General features: G+C 71.3%; 11 protein-coding genes and 2 pseudogenes. 3 read left to right on the forward strand and 10 right to left on the reverse strand.

Annotated features, from left to right (window positions below; translation table 11 throughout):
* Positions 1–7,071, reverse strand: a complete 7,071-nt coding sequence (locus tag ACIA8L_RS11650) for a polymorphic toxin-type HINT domain-containing protein (RefSeq protein WP_395903149.1) — start codon at positions 7,069–7,071, stop codon at positions 1–3.
* Between the two features lie 362 nt (positions 7,072–7,433).
* Between ACIA8L_RS11650 and ACIA8L_RS11655 the strand changes: the two genes are divergently transcribed.
* A complete protein-coding gene (locus ACIA8L_RS11655; RefSeq protein WP_395903152.1) occupies positions 7,434–12,383 on the forward strand; it encodes a LamG-like jellyroll fold domain-containing protein in 4,950 nt (1,649 codons plus the stop codon).
* Between the two features lie 64 nt (positions 12,384–12,447).
* On the opposite strand, the gene ACIA8L_RS11660 is transcribed toward ACIA8L_RS11655, so the two are convergent.
* Positions 12,448–13,854, reverse strand: a complete 1,407-nt coding sequence (locus ACIA8L_RS11660; protein ID WP_395903154.1) for a tetratricopeptide repeat protein — start codon at positions 13,852–13,854, stop codon at positions 12,448–12,450.
* The gene (locus ACIA8L_RS11665; protein WP_395903156.1) at positions 13,827–15,071 is read right to left on the reverse strand and encodes an ATP-binding protein; all 1,245 of its coding nucleotides are present in this window, start codon (positions 15,069–15,071) and stop codon (positions 13,827–13,829) included. The genes ACIA8L_RS11660 and ACIA8L_RS11665 overlap by 28 nt, the downstream gene beginning before the upstream one ends.
* Before the next feature lie 161 nt (positions 15,072–15,232).
* On the opposite strand from ACIA8L_RS11665, the gene ACIA8L_RS11670 reads away from it, so the two are divergent.
* Positions 15,233–16,330, forward strand: a complete 1,098-nt coding sequence (locus tag ACIA8L_RS11670; RefSeq protein ID WP_395903159.1) for a cellulose binding domain-containing protein — start codon at positions 15,233–15,235, stop codon at positions 16,328–16,330.
* A 37-nt stretch (positions 16,331–16,367) separates the two neighbouring features.
* Here ACIA8L_RS11670 and ACIA8L_RS11675 read toward each other — a convergent pair whose 3' ends face one another.
* The 4 genes and pseudogenes from ACIA8L_RS11675 to ACIA8L_RS11690 all read right to left on the reverse strand — a co-directional run.
* Positions 16,368–17,417: an aldo/keto reductase gene (locus tag ACIA8L_RS11675; RefSeq protein WP_395903161.1), complete on the reverse strand. Its 1,050-nt coding sequence runs from the start codon at positions 17,415–17,417 to the stop codon at positions 16,368–16,370.
* A gap of 41 nt (positions 17,418–17,458) precedes the next feature.
* Positions 17,459–18,067, reverse strand: a complete 609-nt coding sequence (locus ACIA8L_RS11680) for a PAS domain-containing protein (protein WP_395903164.1) — start codon at positions 18,065–18,067, stop codon at positions 17,459–17,461.
* Positions 18,027–18,284, reverse strand: a pseudogene (locus ACIA8L_RS11685) (hypothetical protein); the annotation flags it as partial. The gene ACIA8L_RS11680 and the pseudogene ACIA8L_RS11685, both read right to left, overlap by 41 nt.
* Positions 18,238–20,007: pseudogene (locus ACIA8L_RS11690) on the reverse strand (chemotaxis protein CheB); the annotation flags it as partial. The pseudogenes ACIA8L_RS11685 and ACIA8L_RS11690, both read right to left, overlap by 47 nt.
* A 242-nt stretch (positions 20,008–20,249) precedes the next feature.
* Here ACIA8L_RS11690 and ACIA8L_RS11695 point away from each other — a divergent pair.
* Complete coding sequence (locus ACIA8L_RS11695) at positions 20,250–21,647, forward strand: non-reducing end alpha-L-arabinofuranosidase family hydrolase (RefSeq protein WP_395903166.1); 1,398 nt, start codon at positions 20,250–20,252, stop codon at positions 21,645–21,647.
* Positions 21,648–21,764: 117 nt separating this feature from the next.
* Here the strand turns inward: ACIA8L_RS11695 and ACIA8L_RS11700 are convergent, their stop codons facing one another.
* From ACIA8L_RS11700 to ACIA8L_RS11710, 3 genes are read right to left on the reverse strand one after another with little or no spacing between them, the layout of a single operon-like run.
* A complete protein-coding gene (locus ACIA8L_RS11700) occupies positions 21,765–23,003 on the reverse strand; it encodes a prolyl oligopeptidase family serine peptidase (protein WP_395903169.1) in 1,239 nt (412 codons plus the stop codon).
* A 55-nt stretch (positions 23,004–23,058) separates the two neighbouring features.
* On the reverse strand, positions 23,059–23,727 hold the full coding sequence (locus tag ACIA8L_RS11705) for a hypothetical protein (RefSeq protein ID WP_395903171.1): 669 nt from the start codon (positions 23,725–23,727) through the stop codon (positions 23,059–23,061).
* 16 nt (positions 23,728–23,743) lie between these two features.
* Positions 23,744–24,364: a hypothetical protein gene (locus tag ACIA8L_RS11710; RefSeq protein WP_395903173.1), complete on the reverse strand. Its 621-nt coding sequence runs from the start codon at positions 24,362–24,364 to the stop codon at positions 23,744–23,746.
* Between the last annotated feature and the right edge of the window lie 22 nt (positions 24,365–24,386).

Below are 24,386 nucleotides of genomic sequence, written 5' to 3' on the forward strand. Positions count from 1 at the left end.
CTAGAATCCAATACCCGCTTGCGCGAAGGCGTCGCGACCGATCTGCAGGCTTTCCGAAGACGGCCGGAAATGTCCGCTGTGATTGTTGATATCCAATCCAAAATAACCCGACGAGGACGATCCGGCGATGTCCGCCTCGCCGGCCGCGATCACCGGTTCTCCCCGGCTCAGCACGGCATGCGAGATCTCATGTCCGCCTACGAACTTGGGCATCACCACGAGGCTGCCGTCTTCCAGTACCGCCCATTTCACCGTTCCGCCGGAAACCGCGGCATCAAACGACGCGGTGCCGGGCCTCGACACCGTGACGCCGAGACGATCGGCGGCCGCCAGTTCCGCGGGCAACGCCCGCGGCATCTGGTTCTCGAAGAGAATGCAGTTGTGCACGAGGACCGGTGTGTTGCCGGCGAGCACATAGTACGTGTGCACGGACTCGACGGTGAGGTTGTACATGATCGCGCCGGCGGTGCGGTTGGCCCGGGAGACGACCGTTTCGCTTGAGCCGTCGGCGGTGCGGAGCTGTTCGCCGAGCCGCAGACGCCCGGCGCCGATCCAAGCGTGTCGGGTCTCGCTCCAGAACAGGTGGCCCTGGGTGGTGTGCACCGTCTGGCTCGTCCGGCCATCAGCCGTGAGCGTGAGATCGGTCAGATCCGTGTCCAGATTCCGGTGCCGCCAGGTCACGACGTGGGGTGCGGCAACGCCCGTGTCCGGGTCATAGGTGAGCACCTGGTCGCCGATGCGGACGTCTCCGATGGCCTTCGTCGACCCGTCGGCCATCTGCACCAGCGTGTCGGGTGTGAACGAGTTCGCACAGAGGCGACCGAGCGCCGCAGCGCTCTCACCGGCCTTCGCCTCGGCCGACCCGGCAAGGTGTTCGGCCGACAATCCGCCGACGCCGACGGTGCCGGCTCCAGCCGCTTCAAGCAGGCCCATGCCGGTGCCGCCGTAGGCCACCAGGTCGTACACGCCCATGACGCACGCCTCGATCAGCGGGCCGCACACGAAGACACCGACGGTGAGGAATACGATGTCAAGGCCGCCCTTGGCGTACGGGTCGTGCATGCAGTACTGCTCCGCGTAGCCGTACATCTGGGTGCAGATGATGGTGTAGTTGTCCGGCCGCTTCATGGCGCACGCCGTCGCGTCTCCGTTGGTGACCGGGCCGTCGCCGGAGAATTCGCAGCCGAGGGCCGACTTCATCCATGCTCTGACTTCTTGGTCAGTCATGGTGTCGGTCTTCTGCCCGACGAGCTTCTTCGTCGGTGCCTTCGCGCTCGCCCACGACGTGCTGGGCTGGTAGTCACCGCCGGGATCGTCGGGCTTGCCGGCGGGCGTCCATTCCGGGTGGCCCGGGGCTTGGCCGTAGCCCACGCAACGATCGCGGGGGCACAGGCCGCTCGGGTCGCTGGTGTTCGTCGGCGCGTTGCGGGCGTAGCTGTACCCGTTGAGCAGCTGCGCGTCGCTGCTCGCGAAGACGGGGTCGATGCTGGTGAAGCGGCCGGTGGAGGGGTCGTAGTCGCGCGCACCGAGTCGGGTGAGGCCGGTGTCGCCGTTCGTCGGCGCGCCGAGGAAGCCGTGATTGTCCGGCCACGTGCTCACGGTGCCGCGCGGCTCGCCGTATGGGCTGCTCTGCCGCCACGTCGGCGTCTGGACCGTGCTGTTCAGGTAGAGGCTCGGCGTGCCGTGCTGGTCGGCGATCTGCAAGGTGAAGTCACTCGCCGCGGTGCCGGTCCTGACCGCGACGGCCCCGCCCGGCAGTGCGTAGTAGCGGGTGCCGGTGACAGCCTGCGTGGTGTTGTTGAGGACCAGCTGCTGGCCCGGCAGGTACAGCGTTGTGGTGCCGATCTCGTGCTGGACGAGGAGACCGCCGTCGCCACCGTACTTGAAGGTGGTGGTGCCGCTGGCGCCCAGGGCCGTGACCAGCTGGCCCTGGTTGTTCCAGGTGAAGGTCTTCGCACCCTGGCCGGGTGTGTTGCGATAGGTCATGTTGCCGGCGCTGTCGTAGTGGTACGTCGTGGTCGCCGTGGCGCCACCGGTGGTCGAGGTGCCGGTCAGGGTATGGGGCTGACCCGCACTGTCGCCGTTGTACGTGTACCCGGTGGTCTTGTCAGCACCGCTGGAGACGGCGTGCTGCACCTGCTCGGTACGGTTGCCGAGCGGGTCGATGGTCCACGTCGTCCAGTAGGCCGACGATGCGCCGAGGGTGTCGCCGACCGTCGCATGACTGCTCGGCGTCGGCGTTGCCGTGCAGTCGTCGATCGCCGTCCAAGCGGCGGTCAGGCGAGCCAGGCCGTCGTACCCGTAGCACTGCGTCTCCGTGGCGGCCGCGGCGCCGAGCCGGGTCGAGGTCTGCCGCAGCAGCTTGCCGGCCAGGTCGTACTGGTACGCCTCCTCGTCGACGTCGTTCGGAGCCGAGTTCGGCCGGGTGACCTTGGCGTTCGTCAACTGACCGGTGTGCGGGTCGTACTGGTTGGTGACGTGCGCGACGTTCGGCTGGCCGCCGAGGGTCGTGTAGCTGACCCGGCCCCAGTCGTCGTACGCGGTGCCGTCCTCGTACGCGCCGAGGCCACCGACCGTGTCGAGAAGATCGAGCGTGCTGGTGTAGCCGTAATTGACCGTCTCCGCCGGCAGCCCGTTCCCGGCCGGATAGACGTCCGCGGACGGCAGGCCGGTCAGGCTCGAGTAGGCGTGGGTGTACACATAGGACCGCCCGAGGACCGAGCCCTCACCGGTCGACCCGGACGGGATAGTGACGGTCTCGCCGAGGGACTCGCCGAACTTGTTGAAGTTCCGATACTGGATCTTGTACCCGTTGCCGTTCCAGAACGCCGTCGAGCTGGTCAGGTGGCCCAGCGGAAACTTCATGTTCGCGATCGCGTTGTCGGAGTTGTCATACACCCAGGCCGCGATCTGGTTCGCGGGCGCCTGACCGGTCAACGAAGCGTTGTAGGCGGCCGTCTTGCGGCTCAGCGCGTCGTAGACGAACGACGTCGTCTTGCTCCGGCTGTCCGTGGTCTCGGTGAGGTTCCCGAGGTTGTCGTACTTGAAGCCGCTGCCGCCGACGTCGGGATCGGTCTTGGCCGTGACGCGCCCGAGCAGGTCGAAGGCACTGGTCCACACGGAGCCGTCGGCGTCGGTGACGGTGGACTGGTTGCCGTGGCTGTCGAAGCCGAACTGTGTGGCGACCGCTGTTCCGCCGCTGACCGAGAAGACGCCGGTGAAGGTGTTCGCCGGCGTGTTCAGCGCCGGTGGGGTGCTGTACTGGTCGGTCTCGATCGCACGGCCCAGCGGGTCGATCTTCACCGCCGTGGCCACGCCACCCACGGGCGGGATGACGGTCGTCCGGTCGCCGTTGTATACGGTGGTCTTCGTCGACACCGTCACACCGGAGTTCGCGCTCGTGTCGATCACCGCCCGGCCGAGGCCGTCGTACGTGTACACATGCTGGACGGGGATTGCCGGCGCCGGACTGATCTGGTCGGGTGCGACGAGTGTGGTGTTGGGCGCGCTGCCCGGGTTGGACCAGCCGTCGTTCGTGGCGCGGGTCCAGCCGCGGCTGTCATAGAACGTGTCGCTGATCAATCGGCCACCGTTCGGCGTGGTCGACTGCGTCTGCCGCACCCGGAACAGCCCGTCGTAGATCACCGTCGACGCGACATACCCGCCCGAGTCGTTCATCCTCTGTGTCTTGACCGATACGCGGCCCGCCGGACCGGTATTGGCGAGGCTGTACGTGTACAAATAGTTCGCCGGGTCCGTCGTCGGCCGGGACGCGAGCCACACCGCCGCGGCTCGGCCCAGCGTGTCGTACTCGCGGGCGGTGACGACACCGTTCGCGTCGGTGCCGGTGCGTACGAGGTTGCGGGTCGGGTCCAAGGTCGTGGACGTGTGCGTCAGCGTCGAGTCGTTCGTGGTGGTGCTGCCGGTGACCAGACCGACCGTGTTGGTGGTGTAGGCGGTGGTGACGCTGTAGCCATTCGCGTTGAACGACTTCGTGATCCGGCCGACGCTGTCGTAGACGACCTTGGTGTTGGTCAGATAGGTGAGGGCGCCGGCGGTGTAGTCCGACGCCTTCTGCGTCATCGTCGGGTTGCCGGTACTCGGCGCCGTCGTCTGGGGGAACGTCGTGCCGAACGCCGGGTCGTCATAGAACGTGCGGGTCGCCGAGATGACCTGAGCCGGCCGATTCACTGCCGCCGGCGCGGTCAGGGTGTTGTATCCCCACGGTGCCGATGGATGCGCCACCGAAGTGAACCCGCCGCAGGCAACCGCGTCACTCTCCACCGCGGCCGGCAGTGCGACCAGGTTCTTCGTGGTGTTCGCGGGCGCATATGTGGTGTGCGTGCAGCTGTCGTAGGCCGCCTGGGCCGGCACCGTGTGCGTGTACTGCCAGACCACCGATCCGTACGTCGGGCTGGCGGTGTTCGTGTCGTAGCTCGTGTCAGCCTCGGTGTAGCGCCACGTGGTCGCGCCGGAGCCGGTCACCGCCTGCCGGGTGAACGTCTCCGCGGGCGCGATCCAGTTCGCGGTGAGGGCGGGCAGGCCGGTGCGGTTGCGCGTGGCGGTGGCCGGCGACACCCAGAACGAGCTGATGGTCGACTTGTCGACCGGGCCGCCATCGCCGAGGTACGACGTGGTCTCCAGAGCGCTGCCGGCGAGCTGGTCGGCGTCGTCGTGGGTCCCGCCCTGCGAGTCGGTCAGCGTGACGGCGGTCGTGTTGTTGTTGTTCGACATACCGCGGTAGTACGTCGTCTCGGACAACGTCCGCGGGTCGTTGGCGAGGTCACCGGTGCGGGTCTTGACGTCGCCGAAGCCGCGGTACTGGCCGTACGTGCGGTTCTGCGGCTTGACCAGCTCGCCGGTGTCGTAGTGCCAGGCCGAGCCGCCCAGGTACTCGTAGCTCGTCGCCGTCGCCGGGTTGCCGCCGAGCGGGTCGCTCTGGGTGACCTTGGTGACGCTGTACTTGAGGAACCAGTCCCGCATCGGGTTGGCCAGACCTTCGGGCGTCCAGTACACCGGATAGCACGACGTCGTGTTCGTGGCCGGGTCCAGCGTGACCGGCGTGGAACACGGGTTGACGATCGTGTACGTCGGACTGATCACCGAGCCGGTCTCGGTCGTGATCGAGCCGATCCGGTTGCGGTACAGCGCCGGGTACGACGTCGTGTCCCGCCGGTTCGCCAGCGCGACCGGTGTGAACGTGGTCGGCGGCAGGGTGATCGCCGGGTTCGTGGCAAGAGAGGGGCCGGCGCTGGTGTCGCTGGCGGTGCGGCTGATCTCCGTGAGGAACAGTGTCGGCGACGTGTTGTCGCTCGGCGCGGGCAGGCTGTGCTTCAAGGTGTACGTGTCGAGCGTGACGTAGTCGTTGGCGCTGGTCGACCACTGCCGCGCCGTGATCGTCTTCAGCCGCACCGTGGAGAAGAACGATGGCGAATGCGCGGCGCACGTCGCACCCGAGGCACAGATGGCGTCATACGGCACATCCGGCCAGTTCGCCTTCGTGGACGCGTTCAGCGGCGAGCACGGCTGGTTGGTGCAGCGCACGTCGGTGCCGAACAGCACCTTGTCGGGCACGGTGCCGTAGGCGTTGCCGTCGGTGAAGCCGTAATCAATATGGTCGGGGTAGCTGCTGCGAACGTAGGACACGTTACTGGCCCCGTTGTGCAGGCCGTAGAAGTTCGTGTCCTGGTGGTAGTAGTAGGCCACCGCGTTGCCGTGGGTGTCGACGGCGTAGTCGAGGTTCCAACGGTAGGCGGTCGTGCACGCCGTCGTCGGGAACGCGCAACTGCCCCACATCGGGTCCGTCGAATGACCCGCGTAGACCGGCTCGGAATCGACCGAGTTCGTCGCCGCCTTCCCCGACGTCCAGCCGGGCAGATGGTTGCGGCCGAATGAATACGTCGCGCCGTCGCGGGTGGTGACCGTCCACCAGTCGTTGTTATAGGTGCCCGAGCCGTTGTTCACGTTTGTCACATGCGTGATGACCGACCCGTCCTCGTGCTCCGGCCTCCACACCGACTTGCCGGCGTCCCACACCAACGATGTCGACGAACCCTTCAGCGACATCGTCAGGATCGGTCCGGCGTAGCACAGGTCCGGGGTGGCGTTCGCGACCGCTGAGCCCTCCGGGGAGTCCTTGCAGGACAGGAACGTCTGCTCGATGTACGACTGCGGCAGCGACCAGCCATCACCGGCCCACGACGCCTGCGCCTGCGCAAACGACGTCTGCCCGTCAACGCCCGACGAGCTGTAGCCGAGGCCGAGCTCCGGGGCCGCGCCGGCCGGCGTCGGCGGCAGCGTGATCGCGTAGCTGTAGCCGAACCCGCCGGTGCTGCCCCCGCTCGACCAGGAGCCCGAGGCCTTGAGGTCGGTGGCGGCGTAGGTGCCGAGACCGCCGCCGTCCTGCCCGGCGTCGGTGGTGGCCGCGAGCACCATCAGCGGGGCGGTGGCCGCGGTCAGCGAGGCGGCCGAGCTGTTCGCGGTGTGCACCGGTGCGGTGAATGTCACCGGCGTCGACAGCGTCTGCGCGGCCCGGTCCCGGGTCGTCGGCAACGGCGTCGCCTGACGGCACTCGGCCTTCTCCGGCGTGTACAACGCACAGCCCGGCAGCCGCACCAGGTGCAGACGCTCGGCGTAGTTACCGCCATAGGCCTGGGCGAACCCGCCGTAATCGACACCAACCTGCGCCGCACCCGAACCAGCACTCTGCGGGTCGACGGCCAGCAGGACCCCGGTGACGCCGGCCTTCTCGGTGGCCGCCCGATCGGCGACCCGCACGCCGAGCGTCGCCGGGCCGGTGTAGCGGCCGTTGGCGTCGGCGACCGGCTGGACCCACACCGGCGAACCGTTTGCACGGGCCTTCGCTTTGGCGTCCAGAGTCAGCGTGACCGAGCTCATGGCCGGCAGGGCCGTGGCGGTAGCCCGGTACTCCGGTGGCGGCGCGGCCTGCTTCGCGTCGTTCGCCTCTACCGTGTGGACCTTCGTCACCTGCGGCCCCGGGTTCGGCTTCGGCGACGCCGGCGGGGCGGCCTCGGCCGCGATCGGCAGCACCACCGTGGCGCCGCTGACCACCAGGACGACTGTCAATGCCTGCGCCAGCCACACCGATCGGCGAGCGGACAGACTCCGGCCACGACTCGTACGCAATGCCGCTCCCCCGTGGTCGTCAGTTATGACAGTTTCATGAAGGCCCGAGCACCTTCTCATGATCGGGAGGCATTTGGCTATGACGATCTCATAACTGCCGACATCTGGAGATCGGTCAAAACGGATCTTCACCCATCAACCTATTCCTATCGATGCGAGGGGCTACCGCGCGCGGCCTGGGTGGTGGTTTGCTGGCGTCCGCTTCGCGATCGGGACTGGGGGGATCGACCGTCATGTCGTTGTTCGTGCGCCGTCAACGTGGTGTTCGCCGGGGTGGCACCAAGCTGTTGGCCGGCTTGCTGTTCGCCGGTGCTCTCGTCACCGTCAGTCCACACTGGACGGCCCCGGCGGCGGCCGCGCCACCCGGTGGGCAGTCCACCGAGGACGCGCTCGCCCAGGCCAAGCGGACCGGGGTGGCGGTGGCCATCGCGAGCGCGACCACGCCGACCGACACGCTCACCGCCGACCCTGACGGGCGGTTCACGCTCACGCGGACCCTCGTCCCGGTGCGCAAGCGGGTCGGCGGGGTCTGGAAGGACCTCGACGCGACCCTGCGCGTCAACGCCGACGGCACCGTCGGCCCGGTACTGTCCACATCGGACCTGAAGCTCTCCGGTGGCGGGAACCGGGCGCTCGCGACGATGACGTGGAAGGGGCAGAGCCTCGGCCTCGCCGTGCCGTTCGCCCTGCCCAAACCGACCCTCGCCGGTCCGACCGCCACCTACGCGAACGTGCTGCCCGACGTCGACCTGCAGGTCACCGCGACCGACCAGGGCGGCTTCCGGGACGTCCTGGTCGTGAAGACCCCGGCGGCGGCCAAGAACCCCGCGTTGCAGCGGCTGGCCCTGCCGCTGACCACCGGCGGGCTCACGGTGCGGACCGACGGCCTCGGTGCGCTGCAGGCCGTCGACGGCGGCGGCAAGCCCGTCTTCACCGCCGCCCCGCCGCGGATGTGGGATGCGACTCGGCCCGTCCAGGCGGCGGCGACGGCCAGCAAGCAGACGCCGCGCGGGAAGGTGACGGTCGACCAGGCCACCGGCGCGCCCGTCGACTCCAGCACCGCCGGGCCGGGGCTGGCCGCGCACACCGCGCCGATCGGCGTCGACGTCTCCCGGGGCACCCTGACCCTCACGCCCGACGCGAAGCTGCTCAACGCGGCCGACACCGTGTATCCGGTGTACATCGACCCGTCGGTGAACCCGAACTCGTCGGCCTACGCGACGGTGACGAGCCTGCACTCGTCCAGCTCGTACTGGAACAACACCCCGGACCCGGACGGCTATCTGCAGGTCGGGCACAACAGCAGCATCCACTCGCGGACGCTGCTGAACTTCCCGATCAACACCGGCACCCTCGGCGGCGCGGTCATCAGCTCGGCGAAGCTGTATCTCTTCGAGATGTACGCCTCCGACTGCAACGCCCGCCAGATGAACGTCTACGCCCCGTCGGCCACGCTCACGTCGGCGAACGCCAAGTGGGACAGCTGGAACAGCGCCGACTGGGGCGGGGTCGTCGGCAGCCTCAGCACGCAGACCGGGTACAACAGCAGCTGCCCCAACCACACCGGGGTCTCCGCCGACGTCACCGGGGCCGTCGTCAACGACGTCAACAGCGGCAAGTCGCTGCAGACGTTCGGCCTGCGCACGTCCAACGAGAGCGACCTGCTCAACTACAAGGAGTTCCTGGCCACCGGCAGCAGCGCACCGCAGCTGCAGATCGAGTTCGACCACCGGCCGGGCAAGCCGTCGGGGCTGAGCACCTCGCCCGCGACCGGCTGCACCGGCACGGCCACCACCGTCGGCGACGGGCCGGTGTCGCTCTACGCGCCCGTGTCCGACCCGGACGGCGGCAACCTCGACGTGACGTTCACGGTGAAGAAGAACGGCGCGGCGTTCAAGACGAGCACGCTGACCGGGCTGGCGTCGGGGACCTCGGCCGTCCTCGTGCTGAGCGAGTCCGAGCTCGCCGCGGGTGTCACCGGTACCGCCGGCTTCACCTGGCAGGTCTCGGCGAAACAGGGCGAGCTCACCAGCGACCCGTCCGACCTGTGCGGCTTCACCTTCGACGTGACCCGCACCGGGCCGCCGATCGTGTCGCGGCCGACCGCGGCGGTGATGGGGCAGCCGGTCTCGATCAGCGTCGCCAAGCCCAGCACCGGTGCCGCCCCCGGCGCCTACAAGTACCAGTTCAACGGCGGCGCCCCGGCCCAGGTCGCGGCGAACGCGGCCGGCGGGGCGACCATCACCGTCACGCCCGGCCGGTTCACCAACGTGCTGACCGTGACCGGACTGTCGCTCGGCAACAACATCGGCGACACGGCCAGCGTCGACTTCCGGGCCACGCCACCGGCCACGCCGCGCGCCGACCAGGACCTCGACGGCGACGGCCGGGCCGACCTGGTCACCGCCGGAGGCGTCAACGGGCTGCCGTCCGGCGTCTGGATGGCCCGTGGCCGCGGGGCCGGCGCGGTCGACGCCGCCGCCGTGAACATCGGCGTCAACGGCGCGGCGGTGAACAACGTCCCCGCCGACTTCAACGGGGCCCAGGTCATCACCGGGCACTTCGCCGGCAGCGGCCTGCAGGACATCGCCGCCTACTACCCGAACAGCGGGCGGATCACGGTGGTCCGGGGCAACGGTGACGGCACGCCGACCCTCAACGGCCAGCAGAGCGGCGTCACCGACAAGAAGTCCCTGACCGCCGACGCGCTCGGCCACGCGCCCCTGCAGATCGCCAACGCCGGCACCGCCTCCGGGCAGGCGTCGGCCTACCCGGACCTCATCGCGGTCGCGGGTGACACCGCCGACGGCTACTACCTGAACTACTACGCGGTCCAGGGCGACGGTCTCACCAACTTCAGCTACCCGGTGTCACTGGCCGACGCGACCCCGGCCGGCGGCAACGACTGGAACAACTGGACCGTCTCCAGCGCCGTCACGTCCACCGGCACCTGGCTGTTCCTGTGGAACAAGACGACCGGCGGCCTCTACCTGTGGAAGGACCTCGCGTTCGACCCGAACACCCAGACCTTCGCCCACAACCAGGTCACCTTCGCCGCGACCTTCAACCCTGGCGCCGCGCTCACCCTGCGGGCCGCCGACATCATCGCCGACCCCGGCGGCATCCCCGACCTGTGGACGGTCAACGCGAGCCCGAACGCGAAGGCCCAGCCGTATCAGGTCACCATCGCCGGCACGGCCGGCACGGCCACCGCGCTCACCCAGCAGGACCTCGTCACGTCGGCGCACGCGTGGCCGCTCAACGACAAGGGCGACGGCACGAACGTCACCGCCGCCACCGACATCACCGGCGGCCTCACCGCCACCGGCACGAGCGGCGTCACGTGGCACCAGGGCGACCTGTTCAGCCCGGACGCGGCCTTCGACGGCACCGGTGCGCTCACCGCGACCACGACCAGCGGCGCGGTCAAGCCCGAGGAGGACTTCACCGTCTCCGCCTGGGTCAAGCCCAGCGAGTACAAGGGAACGGTCTTCTCCCAGAACGGCACGCACAACTCGACCGTCCGGCTGTATGCGGACCCGACCACCTCGCGGTGGGCACTGTCGCTCGCCACGAGCGACGGCACCACCTCCGGCTACGACACGGTGAGCTTCGACTATCCGATCCAGATCGGGGTGTGGGTGCACCTGACCGCGGTGTACCAGCACACGCACGGCCGGATGAGCCTGTACATGAACGCGATGTCCGGCCCGTCCGCCGCGCACGGCACGACCGTGGCGACGAAAGGCAGTGTCGCCATCGGGGACAACCAGGACCACGACGCCCGGACCGACCGGTTCAAGGGTCAGATCTCCGGTGTGCAGACCTGGGCCGCGGCGCTCACCCACGCACAGGTCGTGGCCCTGTCCAACACCGGCGACTACGCGCTGCTGAACTCCGACGACACCGTCTACCCGAGCGGCACCACGTGGCGCACGCGGGGTGCGACGATGACGTTCGCCAACGGCCTGCTCACCGTCACCGAGACGGGCAGCGGGGTCATCAGCAAGCCGTACGGCACGCCCGGCTACCCCAACGCAGTGCTCACCCTGCAGGCCGACGGCAACCTCGTCATCTACCCGGACTCCAGCCGGACCTTCGGCACCGCGACCTGGTCCAGCGGCACCTACGGCAAGGCCGGCGACGTGTACGTCCTGCAGGACAACGGCAACTTCGTGTGCTTCGACGCCGACAACCAGTACTGCTGGTCCTCGGACACGGCCAACCCCGGCGACCCGCCGCCGCCCACCTACCCGCGCACCGGCGGCCCGGCGGTGTACAACCCGCACGATACCCACGTCGAGACCTACCTGCGCTCCAGCAACGCGCTCGGCGAACGCTGGACCGCCGACGGGGTCACCTGGTCGTCCACGGGCGGACCGGCCGGCACCGTGACCGACGGGCGCCCGGTCAGCATCTTCGACCCGGTCAACAACACCGTCGAGGTCTACTACAACAACGGCGGCCACCTGTACGAGTCCTACCGCACCCCCGACGGCGTCTGGCACAACAACAACCTCCTCACGGGCACCGCGATGGCCGGCTCCCCGGCGGTCCTCCACAACCCGGTCAACAACGCCATCGAGGTGTACTTCAACGACGGCGGCGTGCTCCGCGAGGCCTGGTGGACCCAGGCGACCAGCTGGACCTACACGAGCCTCAACAGCTCGATCAGCGGCTCGCCGTCGGCCATGTTCGACGGGTACAACAACCACGTCGAGGTCTACTACAACTCGGGCGGCACGCTGTCCGAGCAGTGGTGGAGTCTCGGCTTGAGCTGGACGTCGGCGTCGCTCGGCGTGACGATGGCCGGTTCGCCGTCCGCGGTGTACAACCCGACGAACCTCAACACGGAGGTGTACTACGCCACCTCGGCCGGCCAGCTGAACGAGAAGTGGTGGAACGGCACCACCGGCTGGTCGGGCCCGCTCGGCCTCAGCGCGACGGTCAGCCAGGGCGACCCGGTCGCGGTGTACGACCCGGGCGCGCACGCCATCGAGATCTTCTTCAACACCAGCGGCAACCTGACCGTGAAGTACACCTCGCCCGCCGGCTGGATGGGCCCAACCGCGATCGGCTCCGCCGACCAGATGCTGGGCAGCGCGATGCCGGTCTACAACTACACCATCGGAGAGCTGGAGGTGTACTTCAGCGCGAACGGCACGCTCGCTGAGTACGCGCACACCAACAGCGGCTGGTCGGCCCGCACGACGATCACCGGCGCGGCCGTCTCGTAGCAACCCCCGGCGCGGCGGGGGTCCTGCGGGGCCCGCGCCGCGCCGAGTAGCGCCCGGGCGGGGGTCACGGGCCGATGGCGCCGGCCGCGGTGAGCAGGGCGTGGTGCGGGAGGGTCAGGCCGCGGGTGTACTGCGAGTCGAAGCACGCGGCGCCGAGTCGTGCCCGGGCGGCGGTGGTGGCCGCGGCGGCGTCGCGGGCCGTGGACGGGGACACCGGGCGGGTCGAGGTGGTGCGGATGCGGGCGGCCGCGCCGAGCAGGACGGCGGCGGTGGCCGGGTCGGCGGAGGCCAGCAGGCGGGCGTGGCTCGCCAGGGCGTTGGCGGCCTCGTCGCGGTCGCGGTCGGTGCTGTCGAGGGCGGCCGCCAGCACCTGGCGCAGCGCCTGCGCGGCGGCGCCGGGGTTCGCGGCGGCGGGGTCGGCGGTGGCGTGCAGGATCACGCTGTAGCGCAGGCCGATGACGCTGAACGTGCGCCGGTCGTCGCCGGACTCGCCGAGGGTCGCCGCCGCCGTCCGGGCCGCGGACAGGGCCTCGGCGGGGGCGCCCAGGCGGAGCAGGGCCAGGGCCCGGGTCGTGCCGGCGAACGCGGCCAGGCGCGGGTGGCCGTCCCGCAGCAGGTCGGCGGCGGCCCGGGCCTGTGCGGCGGCGACCGTGTAGCGGCCGGCGTCGAGCGCGGTCTCGGCCAGGTTGAACAGGGTCCGGCCGCGGTCGACCGGGCCGGCGCCGCAGCGGCGCTTCGCCTCCAGTGCGGCGCCCAGGAGCCGTTCGGCGTCGGCCAGGCGGCCCAGCTCCATGCAGAGCGTGCCGAGGTTGTTCAGGACGCGGCCGGTCAGCCGCAGGTCGCCGGCGCGGCGGGCGTGGACCAGGGCGGCCCGCAGATGTGTCCGCGCGGCCCCGGTGTCGCGCCGATCGGTGCCGGTCGAGCCGAGCGTGAGGTGGGCCAGGCCGCGGCCGGCGTGGTCGGCCGGGTCGAGCCGGGCCAGGGCCAGCTGCGCCAGGCGGGCGGCCGCGGCCAGGTCACCGCGGAGCCGGGCCAGCTGACCGGCCCGGACATACGCCAGGGGCGCGCCCGCGCGGCCGGCCCGGGTCAGGGTGTGCTGGCCCTCGGCGAGCCGACCGGTCTGCTCGTAGTGCCGGAACAGCGCCTCGACCAGCGGGCCGTCGAAGTGCGCGGGCGCGTGCACGGTCGCCCAGGCCAGGGCCGCCCGCACGTTGTCCACGTCCGGCACCACCGCGCCGGCGCGGACCGCGGCCAGGAAGTGCGCTGCGACCGCCCCGTGCACCGCACTGGACGGGCCCAGGCGTTCGACGGCGAGCTCCCGCATCGCGTCCGGCAGCGTGAGCCGGGAGCCGGTGCGGACCAGGTCCAGCTCGGCCAGCTCGGTCAGCGCCGGGAGCAGGTCCAGGCCGAGGCCGGCGGTGACGGTCTCCAGGTCCGCGTACGTCACGCCGCCGGCGAACGCCCCAGCCACGCGAACAGCCGCTGCGCCTCGGAGCCCAGCAGCGCGAGGCTCGACTCGATCGTGGCCCGCAGCGAGCGGTGCCGGGCCGGCAGGTCGCGCGGGCCACCGGCCAGCAGGGCCAGCGGGCGCTCCAGGCGGTCGGCCAGCTCGGCCGGGGTCAGGACCCGCATCCGGGCCGCGGCCAGCTCGACGGCCAGGGGCAGCCCGTCGAGGCGGCGGCACACGGCGGTGACGTCGGGCCGGTTGGCGTCGGTGAGCGCGAATGACGGTACCCCCGCCGAAGCCCGGACCGCGAACAACGCCACCGCATCCGGCAGCCGCAGCGGGCCGAGCCGCACCTCGCGCTCCCCACGCACCCGCAGCGGCCGCCGGCTCGTCGTGACAACGGTCAGGCCCGGGCACCGCACCGCCAGCGCCGCGATTTCGGCAGCCGCCTCGACAAGCCGTTCAAAACCGTCCAGCAGCAGTACCGCCCGCCGCCCGCGCAGCTCCGCGACCACCCGCTCCACCGGTCCGAGCCGCGACGCCCCGCCGCACCCGAACGCCTCGGCGATCACCTCGGTCACCAGGGCCGGGTCCGCGAGCGCCGACAGGTCCACGATCCGCACGTCGAGCCCGGCCCGGTCCCGCGCCACCGCGGCCGCGGCGAGGGCGAGCCGCGACTTGCCGATCCCGCCCGGCCCGGTCACGGTGACGATCCGCCGCCGCCCGCCGGTGACCAGGTCCAGCAGCGCCCGCACGGCGTCGCCCCGCCCGACGAGCTCGTCCGGGCCGCCGGACAGCGCCGGCGCCGGCTCCGGCCGGTCGGTGCGGGCGGCCGACAAGAACGCCGACAGCTCGACCCCGGCCAGTCCGACCGCGGCTGCGACCGCCCGCACCGATCGCGGTCGTGGCCGGGCCGTCGAGCCGCGCTCGAGGTCGCGGATGGCCCGCTCGCTGAGCCCGGCCCGCCCGGCGAGCTCACGCTGGCTGAGGCCCGCCGCCCGCCGGTGACGCTGGATGAGCTCGGCGAACGCGGCAAGGGGTGCAGGGGGCGAAGAGCCCCTTGCCCGGGGCGGGAGCGAAGCGGCCCCGGAATCCAGAGCCTGCTGTTGTTCGCTTGTCTGCCCGGAGCGACTCACGCCTTGTGCCACGGGCCGGGCGGGCGCCGGGTTCCGTCGCGTTCCCGACTCCGCGGCCCGCGCGGGCGGCAGTTGACCGGCAGTTCGAGGCCCGGACGGGTCCACGGGCCGGCCCCACCTCGGCGTGTACGTTTCACTACCGGTAAAGTGCCCTGAGCAGCGACAATGATGAATATTCGCCGTTCATCTCGCCGATGCGCGCCCGGTTGCCTAGCGTCCGCGTGACGGAGCGCTCCCGCTTGCTCCGCCAGGGAAGGAGGCACCACATGGGCAAAACGTCCCGTGCAGTTGCCGCGGCCGGCCTGCTCGTCGGAGGTCTGGCCGCGGTACTCGGGCCCGCGTCACCGGCCAGTGCGGACACGCAGATCTGTGAGACCTACGGGTCCACCACGATCGGCGGGAAGTACGTGGTCATGAACAACAACTGGGGCAACAGCGCGACCCAGTGCATCAACGTCACGAGCACCGGGTACTCGATCTCGCAGATCAACGCGAACAAGCCCACCAACGGCGCGCCGGCGTCGTACCCCGCCATCTACGTCGGCTGCCACTACACCAACTGCTCGCCGGGCACCAACCTGCCGATGCAGATCAGCGCCATCAGCTCCGCCCAGACGAGCATCAGTTACAACTTCGTCAGCGGGGCAACGTACGACGCCGCGTACGACATCTGGCTGGACCCGACGGCCAAGAAGGACGGCGTCAACGCGACCGAGATCATGATCTGGTTCAACCGGCAGGGCTCCATCCAGCCGGTCGGCAGCCAGGTCGGCACCGCCACGGTCGCGGGCCGCTCGTGGCAGGTCTGGCAGGGCAACAACGGCGGCAACGACGTGGTCTCCTACGTCTCGCCGTCGGCGATGTCCAGCTGGAGCTTCGACGTCAAGGCGTTCATCAACGACGTCATCTCCCGCGGCAAGGCCACCACGTCGTGGTACCTGACCAGCATCCAGGCCGGGTTCGAGCCGTGGATCGGCGGCCAGGGCCTCGCCGTCACCTCGTTCTCCGCCACCGTCAACGGTGGTGGCGGTGGGGGCGGCGGCGGTGGCGGCGGTGGAGGCGGTGGCGGTGGCACGGCCGCCTGCACCGCGACCTACCGCACCATCAACAGCTGGTCCGGTGGCTTCCAGGGTGAGGTGACCGTGCGCAACTCCGGCACGGCCGCGCTGACCGGCTGGAGCACCACCTGGTCGGGCGGCAGCGCCTCGATCAGCTCGCTGTGGAACGGCCGGGTCACGTCGACCTCGCCGGTGACCGTGCGCAACGAGACCTACAACGGCTCGCTCGCCGCGTCCGCGTCCACGACGTACGGCTTCACCGCGAGCGGCAATGCGCCGTCCTCGGTGAGCTGCGCCAGCGCCTAGTACGGCAACGGTGACCGGCCCCGGCTCCCGGGGCCGGTCACCGCAGGGCCAGTCCGGGGACGCGGGCCCGGATTGCGTCGAGCTCGGCCTCGTCGGAGATGCCCTGCAGGTCGCGCCGCGGCGTGTAGGGCCCCTCGAGGACGGCCGCCTCGTCGTCGGTCAGGTCGAGGTCCAGGGACGCCACGGCGTCGTCGAGCTGGTCGATGGAGGCGGCGCCGACGAGCGGGGCGGTGACGACCGGGCGGCGGCGCAGCCACGCGAGGGCGACCTGGGCCCGGCTCACGCCGCGGTCCGTGGCAATCCGCCCGACCGCGTCGACGATCGCGCGGTTGGAAGCCTCCTCCGCGGGCGTGTACAGCCGGTCGGCGTAGGAGCCGTCGGTCGTGGCGCGGGCGGTGGCCTTCGCGTCGTCCCAGGCGCGGGCGAGCCGGCCGCGGGCGAGCGGGCTCCAGATCAGGGTGCCGACACCCTCGTCGCGGCAGAGCGGGATCATCTCGCGCTCCTCCTCGCGGGCGAGCAGGTTGTAGTGGTGCTGCATGGCGACGAACGGGGCCCAGCCGTGCCGCCGCTGCAGGTGCCGCGCCTTCGCGAACTCCCAGGCCGGCATCGACGACGCGCCGAGGTATCGCACCTTGCCCGCCTGCACCAGGTCGCTGAGCGCCTCGAGGGTCTCCTCCAGGGGCGTCGCGTGGTCGTTGCGGTGCACCTGATACAGGTCGATGTAGTCGGTGCCGAGGCGTCGCAGCGAGTGCTCGACCTCGGTCATGACGGCCTTGCGGGACAGGCCGCCGCCGTTGGGCCCGGTGCGCATCGGATGGCGCAGTTTCGTCGCGATCACCACGGCGTCGCGGTCGGCGAAGTCCTTGAGCGCGCGGCCCAGGATCTCCTCGCTGGAGCCGAGGGAGTACAGGTTCGCGGTGTCGAAGAAGTTGATGCCGGCGTCCAGGGCGTGCTTGATCAGCGGGCGACTGGCCTGCTCGTCGAGGGACCAGACGGGGTGCCCGCGGCCGGGGTCGCCGTAGGTCATGGCGCCGACCGCGATCGGGGACACGTCGAGGCCGCTGGTGCCGAGCTTGACGTAGCGCATGGTGGTGCTCCTCAGAGTATTCGGAGAGGTCTCCACCTAACTTAGCGGAGACCTCTCCGGATGTCGAGGTCGCGGTGCGCGATGATCATGGCTGCGGTCCGGGTGAGCATGGTCGCGAGTTCGAGGTCGTACGGGGTGGGGGCGCGCGGCGGCTCAGGGTCGATCGCCAGCGAGCCGAGGGCGGTCCCGGCCGCGCCGAGGATGGGCACGCTCCAGCCGCCGGAGACCTGATGCGCCGTGACGCCGTCGCCGCCGGTCAGGGAGAACACCGCCCGGGTACCGGGGCCCAGCGCCTCAACGGCGCCGCGCACGAGGCAGCCGAGGGACGCCTCGAGCGGGGCGCCGCTCAGGGCCGCTTCCAGGGCCTCGCGCTGCCCGTTGGCGCACGCCGTGCGCGCCCGCTCGGCCGCCTTGGACGCCCGGTTGGCGTAGAGGAACGTCCCCGGCCCCTGCGTGGTCACCGCGACGCCGAGGGGTGAGGCCTCGGCGAGGGCCCGGAACCGCGCCTCGCTCTCACGCCGGGCCGCCTCGGCGGCGGGCGCGTTCGACCTCCGCCCACGCGCGCCCGGCCGTCTCCTCGGCGAGCGCGATGTCCTCCGGCGTCCACGCGCGCGCCGTCTGCTGGTGCACCGACAGGGCCCTGCCGGCACCGCCCTCGCCCCCGAGCGGCAGCAGCAGCTGCGCGCCGATCCCAAGGTCGGCGAGTACCTCGCGGACCGCGGCGACCGCCGGATCGCGCTGCGCGTCCTCGATCACGAGCCGCCGGCCGTCGCGCAGCGCCTGTTGCAGCGGCGTCAGCGCATTGAGCGGCGCGGCCGTGATGGCGGCGGACGAGCTCGTCGACGAGCGCGAGCCCGATGCCCGCACCCTCGTGCGTCCGCGCGCGGCCCCCGCGCACCCGGTGGAAGCGCTTGAAGACGTGCGGCAGCTCCTCCGCGGCGATGCCCACGCCGGTGTCGCGGACGACGAGCTCGGCGTGGTGGGCCAGCCCGCGCAGCGACACCGCGATCTCGCCCGCGAACGTGAACTTCAGCGCGTTGGACAGCAGGTTCGAGACGATCTTCTCCCACATCTCGGCGTCGGCCCAGACCGCCGGCAACGCCGGGAGGTCCGTGCGCAGCGCGAGCCCGGCCCGCTCGGCGGCGCCGTCGAACTGCCCCACGATCTCCCGGGTGCGCTCGGCCAGGTCGACCGGGGCGAACACCGCCCGCAGCCGCCCGGCTTCGATCTGCGAGCAGTCGAGCATCGTCCCGACGAGGCGCTGCAGCCGCCGGGCGTTGCGGCGCACCAGGTCGACGTCGGCCCGCTGCCGCGCCGACGGCCCGTCACCGTCGCGCCCGAGCTCGTCGAGCGGGCCGAGCATCAGCGTCAACGGCGTGCGGAACTCGTGCGACACGTTCGAGAAGAACTCCGTCTTGGCCCGGTCGAGCTCCGCCAGCCGCTCCAGCCGCTGCCGCTCGCGCTGCCGGGCGTCCGCGTCCGCCATCCGGCTCTCGACCGAGCCGCCGACCAGCGACAGGAACTCGCGATACCGGTCGTCCAGGTTCAGGTAGGGGTCGAGGCCGAGGATCAGCAGCCCGACCACCCGGTTTTCGGCGTCGTCGCGCAGCGGATGCACGACGGCGCTCTCGGGCGGCACGTCGCCGGCGCCGAGCAGGTGGCCGGGGAAGCGGGCGGCCAGGTCGCCGACGAGCTTCGGCCCGGTCCCCGCCGGCAACGGCCACGCGGAGCCCGGCGCCGGCCGTAGCTCGCGCGGTGCCAGCGGGCCGCCCGCCTCGACCCCGCTCGCGGCCACCAGGCCGGCCCGGGTCGACGGCGCGTCGAGCCGGTAGGCGACGCTGAAGAGCAGGTCGGCCGCGTCGGCCAGGATGGCCATCGCCCCGGCCAGCGCGGCCCGGCGGCTGTCGGCGCGCGGCGCGCGGCTCCAGTCGAGCGCGGCCGCGTGGCCCGCCATCACGCCCTCGGTCCCGAACGTGGCCCGGATCGCCTGCGCTTCGGTGGGTGCCAGTGGCAGCCGCCGGCCCAGCGCGGCGTCCACCACCGCCGGGCCGATGTCGTACAGCGGCAGCACCAGATCCACCGCCCCCGCCGCCGCGGGCATCGCCGGCTGCTCGGCGGTCTCCTCGCTCTGCGCGATCACGAAGCCGCCGGCGGCGCGCACGGCCGTGGCACCCACGACACCGTCGCTGCCCATCCCGGTCAGCACCACGGCCAGCGACGCCCCGGCGAAGCTGTCGCCGACCGACGCCAGCAGCGTGTCCAGCGGGCGGTCCGCGAACACCCGCTCGGCCGGGCGCACCGCGCACGTGCGGTCGGGCAGCACCTCGAGCACCGAACGCGGCGGGCACACCGTCACCGTCCCCGGCTCGATCCGGCCGCCGTCGCGCGCCCACCCGACCGGCAGCGCTATCCGCCGGGCGAGGAGGTCGACGAGCACGCTGCCCTGCCCGCCGAGGTGCTGGGCGACGGCGACGGCGGCGGGAAAGTCGGGCGGCAGGACGCGCAGGACACCCGACAGCGCCGCGAGACCGCCGACCGACGTCACCAGCGCCACGACCTCGACGCCACGGCCGTCCGCGCCCTGCGTCACAAAGCCTCACGGTAGTGCGGCCGGCGCCCGCTGACATCACCCGTGTAACTTTCCCCGGCGACTCAGACGGCGGTTCCGGCATAACACTTTTGGTTGTCGGGGCAGGTCAGGCGGCCTCGGCGGCGGGCTGCGCGGTGCTGGGCGGGGACATTGCCGGCGGTACCGGACGAGGGTCGTTGACGCCCGAAAAGTGAGCGCTAACACTCGCCCGGAGTCCGTCTCTCTCGCCTATGGAGGAATTGATGGAGCTTCCACGCACCCGGGTGCTGGCCGCCGCCTGCGCCGCGGGCCTCGCCGTGGCCTGGGGTGCCGCCGTGCTGACCGCGGGTCCGGCCCAGGCGGCGGCCGGCTGCCGCGTCGACTACGCCGTCGCCAGCTCCTGGCCCGGCGGGTTCACCGCGAACGTCACCGTCACCAACTACGGCGAGGCCGTCAACGGCTGGCGGCTCACCTGGTCGTTCGGGTCCGGCCAGAGCGTCACCCAGCTGTGGGGCGGCACGGTCGCCCAGTCCGGCGCGCAGGTCACCGTGACCAACGCGAGCTACAACGCGAGCATCCCGACGAACGGCACGGCCGCGTTCGGGTTCAACGGGTCCTGGACCGGCGCGAATCCGGTACCCGCCGAATTCGCTTTGAACGGCACCACCTGCAACGGCTCGGTGGGGAGCACGACCACGCCGCCCTCCAGTCCGCCGCCGCCCACGTCCGCCTCGCCCACGCCGACCACCGGGACGTGCACGCTGCCGTCGACCTACCGCTGGACGTCGACCGGCGCCCTGGCGACGCCGCAGAACGGGTGGGTGTCGCTCAAGGACTTCACGAACGTCGTGTACAACGGCAAGCACCTCGTCTACGCGACAACGCACGACAGCGGCTCGTCGTGGGGGTCGATGAACTTCGGGCTCTTCAGCGACTGGTCCGCCATGGGCTCCGCCGCACAGAACAAGATGTCGTTCAGTACCGTCGCGCCGACGCTGTTCTACTTCGCGCCCAAGAACATCTGGGTGCTGACGTATCAGTGGGGCGGGACGGCGTTCTCCTACCGGACCTCCAGTGACCCGTCCAACGCCAACGGGTGGTCGGCGCAGCAGACGCTGTTCACCGGGAGCATCTCCGGCTCGGGTACGGGCCCGATCGATCAGACGATCATCGGTGACGGGCAGAACATGTACCTGTTCTTCGCCGGTGACAACGGCAAGATCTACCGGGCCAGCATGCCGATCGGGAACTTCCCGGGCAGTTTCGGGTCCAGCTACACCCAGGTCATGAGCGACTCGACGAACAACCTGTTCGAGGGCGTCGAGGTGTACAAGGTCCAGGGCCAGAACCAGTACCTGATGCTCGTCGAGGCCATCGGCGGGCAGGGCCGGTACTTCCGCTCGTTCACGTCCTCCAGCCTCGGCGGGTCGTGGACCCCGCAGGCGGCCAGCGAGTCCAACCCGTTCGCGGGCAAGGCCAACAGCGGCGCCACCTGGACCAACGACATCAGCCACGGCGACCTGGTCCGCACCAACCCCGACCAGACCAAGACCGTCGACCCCTGCAACCTGCAACTGCTCTACCAGGGCCGCTCCCCGAGCTCCGGCGGCGACTACGGCCTGCTGCCGTACCGGCCCGGCCTGCTGACCCTGCGCCGCTGACCCGCCCCGGTGGTGGCTCAGCCCTCGGGCCGGGCCACCACCGGCCGGCGCATCAGGTAACGGGCGGCACTGTTCCCGCGGCCGCCCTCCTCGATCACCGGCGTAGGAGACCCGCGCTCACCGGCGCTGTTGGGCGGCCATCCACTGCCAGATGTGGAGCCGGCCCACGCTCGGGTCGTTGCGGGCCACGTAGATCCACGACCAGTGGCCGGGGAACTGGTGGCCGTTCCAGATGACGTGGTCGTACAGCGAGATCAGTGAGCGCCGGATCAGGTCGTGGGCGTGGACGGTGTTGGCCTGGGGCGGGACGGTGTCGTCGTCGAGCGAGGCGACCAGCCAGGTCGGGGTGTCGATGTGGCGGAGCTCGTCGTCGGTGAGGACGGATGTGACCACGCCGCAGATCGGGACCGACGCCGCGAACGCCGAGGGGTAGACGGTGGTCATCTTCAGGGACATGTAGCCGCCGTTGCTGCAGCCGGCCACGTAGATGCGGCGGCGGTCGATCGGGAGGCGGCGGGCCAGGTCCTGGACGATCTCGTTGATCTGCGGGGCGAAGCGGTCGCCGTCCTCCAGCCAGTACGACGTGCTCTGCGGGGCGACCACGTAGGCGCCCGCGAAGATCCGCTGCGCCTGCGGGGTCGCGAAGCCCAGCGCGCCGCGGTTGGCCCGCAGGGTCGTCTCGTTGTCGTAGTAGTTGTCGGGCAGCGACGCACCCTCGCCACCGCCGTGCAGCCAGACGATCAGCGGGTGGCGGGCGTGACGGGCGGAACCGGCCGGAGCGAAGAGGCGGTACCGCATGCCCGAACCCGACGTGTGGTAGCTGAACGCGTCCACTTCCGGGTTGACCAGGCGGCCCTGCTCGAACCGCTCGATGGTGAGCGGGCGGCCGTCGCGCAGCCGCAGCGGGGCGGTCTGCGTGATCGTGTACGTCAGGTCGAGCCGCACGTTGCGGCCCTTGCCGGCGATGTAGCCGAGGGTGCCGCCGCCGACCTGGCCCTCGGCGTAGCTCAGCTCGAGGACGATGTCACCGCGGCGGTCGAGGCGGGCCGCGGTGACCGGGCGGTCGAGGTCGTACTCGCTGAAGATCTGGTCGCCGGGGGCGATCGGGATCGGGCTGGTGGCCTTGGCGTGCACCGTGAACGTCGCCGGGGTCAGGCTTGCGGGCGCGATCGGGCCGAGCCGCGCGGTGTCGAGCGTGACCGCGGTGACCTGCTCCCCGCCGTCCAGGGTCACGGCGTCGAGCGTGAAACGCGCGATCGTCGGCGGACGGTTCCCGGCAACGGCGATTCCGGGCAAAGACAATGCGGCGGTGGTACCGGCTCCCGCGGCCAGCAGCGAGCGGCGATCGATGGCCATGACGAACTCCCTTGTCCGGGCTGGCGGGCTCCATTGACAAGGGTAGATTTTGCCACTAATCGACGGTCGCCACTACCGGACGGTGCAGCCAGGCCGGCGGGTTGAGGCCGCTGTCGTAGGTGGTCTCGATGACCAGGTCGGGCGCCGGCAGCCCCTTCGGCTCGGCCACGGTGAGGCGCAGGGTGTGCTCGACGTTGGGGATGTCGATGCGCACGAACCCGGCCGGCGGCAGCGTCGTGCCGGCCCCGCGCACCGGCCCCGGCACGTCCGCCGGCCCGTCGCAGCGCCCGGCCCGGCCCGCGCAGATGGTGACCGGCACCGCCGCCGCGTTGCGCAGCATGACCGGCCGGCCGCCCCAGTACTCCTGCGTCGCCCGGGTGAACCCGCGCTCGTCGACGGTGAGCTCCTCAGGGCCGGCGAGGACCTCGTAGACGCAGAGCCCGGCGATCAGCAGGCCGCCCAGGATCGCGCCGAAGACCGCCAGCAACGCCGCGCCCGAGTCGCTCCGCTCGCGGATCTCCCACCACAGGCCCAGGCCGCCGAGGGCACTGAGCAGCGGGCCGGCCGCGATGCCCAGGACGATCAGCGACCGGCGGGCGCCGGTCAGGTAAGGCCCGGTGCCGCTGATCGGCGGCCGGCTCATCTGGACCCCGGCCGTGACGCCGCCGATGCAGGCCGCGACCACCACGAGCCCCACCGCAATGATGATGAGCGATGCCCGCACGCGCTCAGCATACGGGTCAGGTGGCCGGACCGTTGTCCACGAGGACGAAGGCGGTGATCGCGCCCGCGTCGCCGGGCTCCTCGGCGATCAGGCCGTTGGTCTTCGAGGACTGCAGGTAGGCGTCGCTGACGCTGATCACGTAGGTGGCCGGGTCGCCGCCGGACGGTGGCCTGATCGTGAACAGCTGCCCGTCGCGGCTCGCGTCGCAGGCGGTGGCGACGATGGTGAGGGGGGCACTGCCGTTGTTCTTCAGGCCGAGGCAGGACCGGTCGGCCGTGGCCGTTCTGATCTGGTGGCGGGCTCCGGACGGTACCAACACGAAAAGGCTTTTGGCGGTTGGACCGTCGGTCACGTTGAGCCGTCCGCCGTCGTCGACCGCGAGGATGGACTCGCCGGCCTCGGCGGGCCGGATGACGACCTTGCGCCGCCCGGACAGCATCGGCGCGTCGGCCCCGGTGAACGACGGCGCCGGGGCCGCCGAGGCGGACACCGCCGGACTAGCACTGCTAGTGGGCCTAGCAACGCTAGGAGCAGCCGATGGCAGGGCCGCCTCCGGGGCCGGGGTTCCGGCGTTGCTGCCGCAGCCGGCGAGGACCGCCAGCCCGGCCACGGCGGCGAGCGCGGTGGTGGGTCGCATCCGGAGGTGATACCCAGCACCG

The sequence above is a fragment of the Dactylosporangium sp. NPDC051541 genome, assembly GCF_044454505.1.
Lineage (GTDB): Bacteria > Actinomycetota > Actinomycetes > Mycobacteriales > Micromonosporaceae > Dactylosporangium.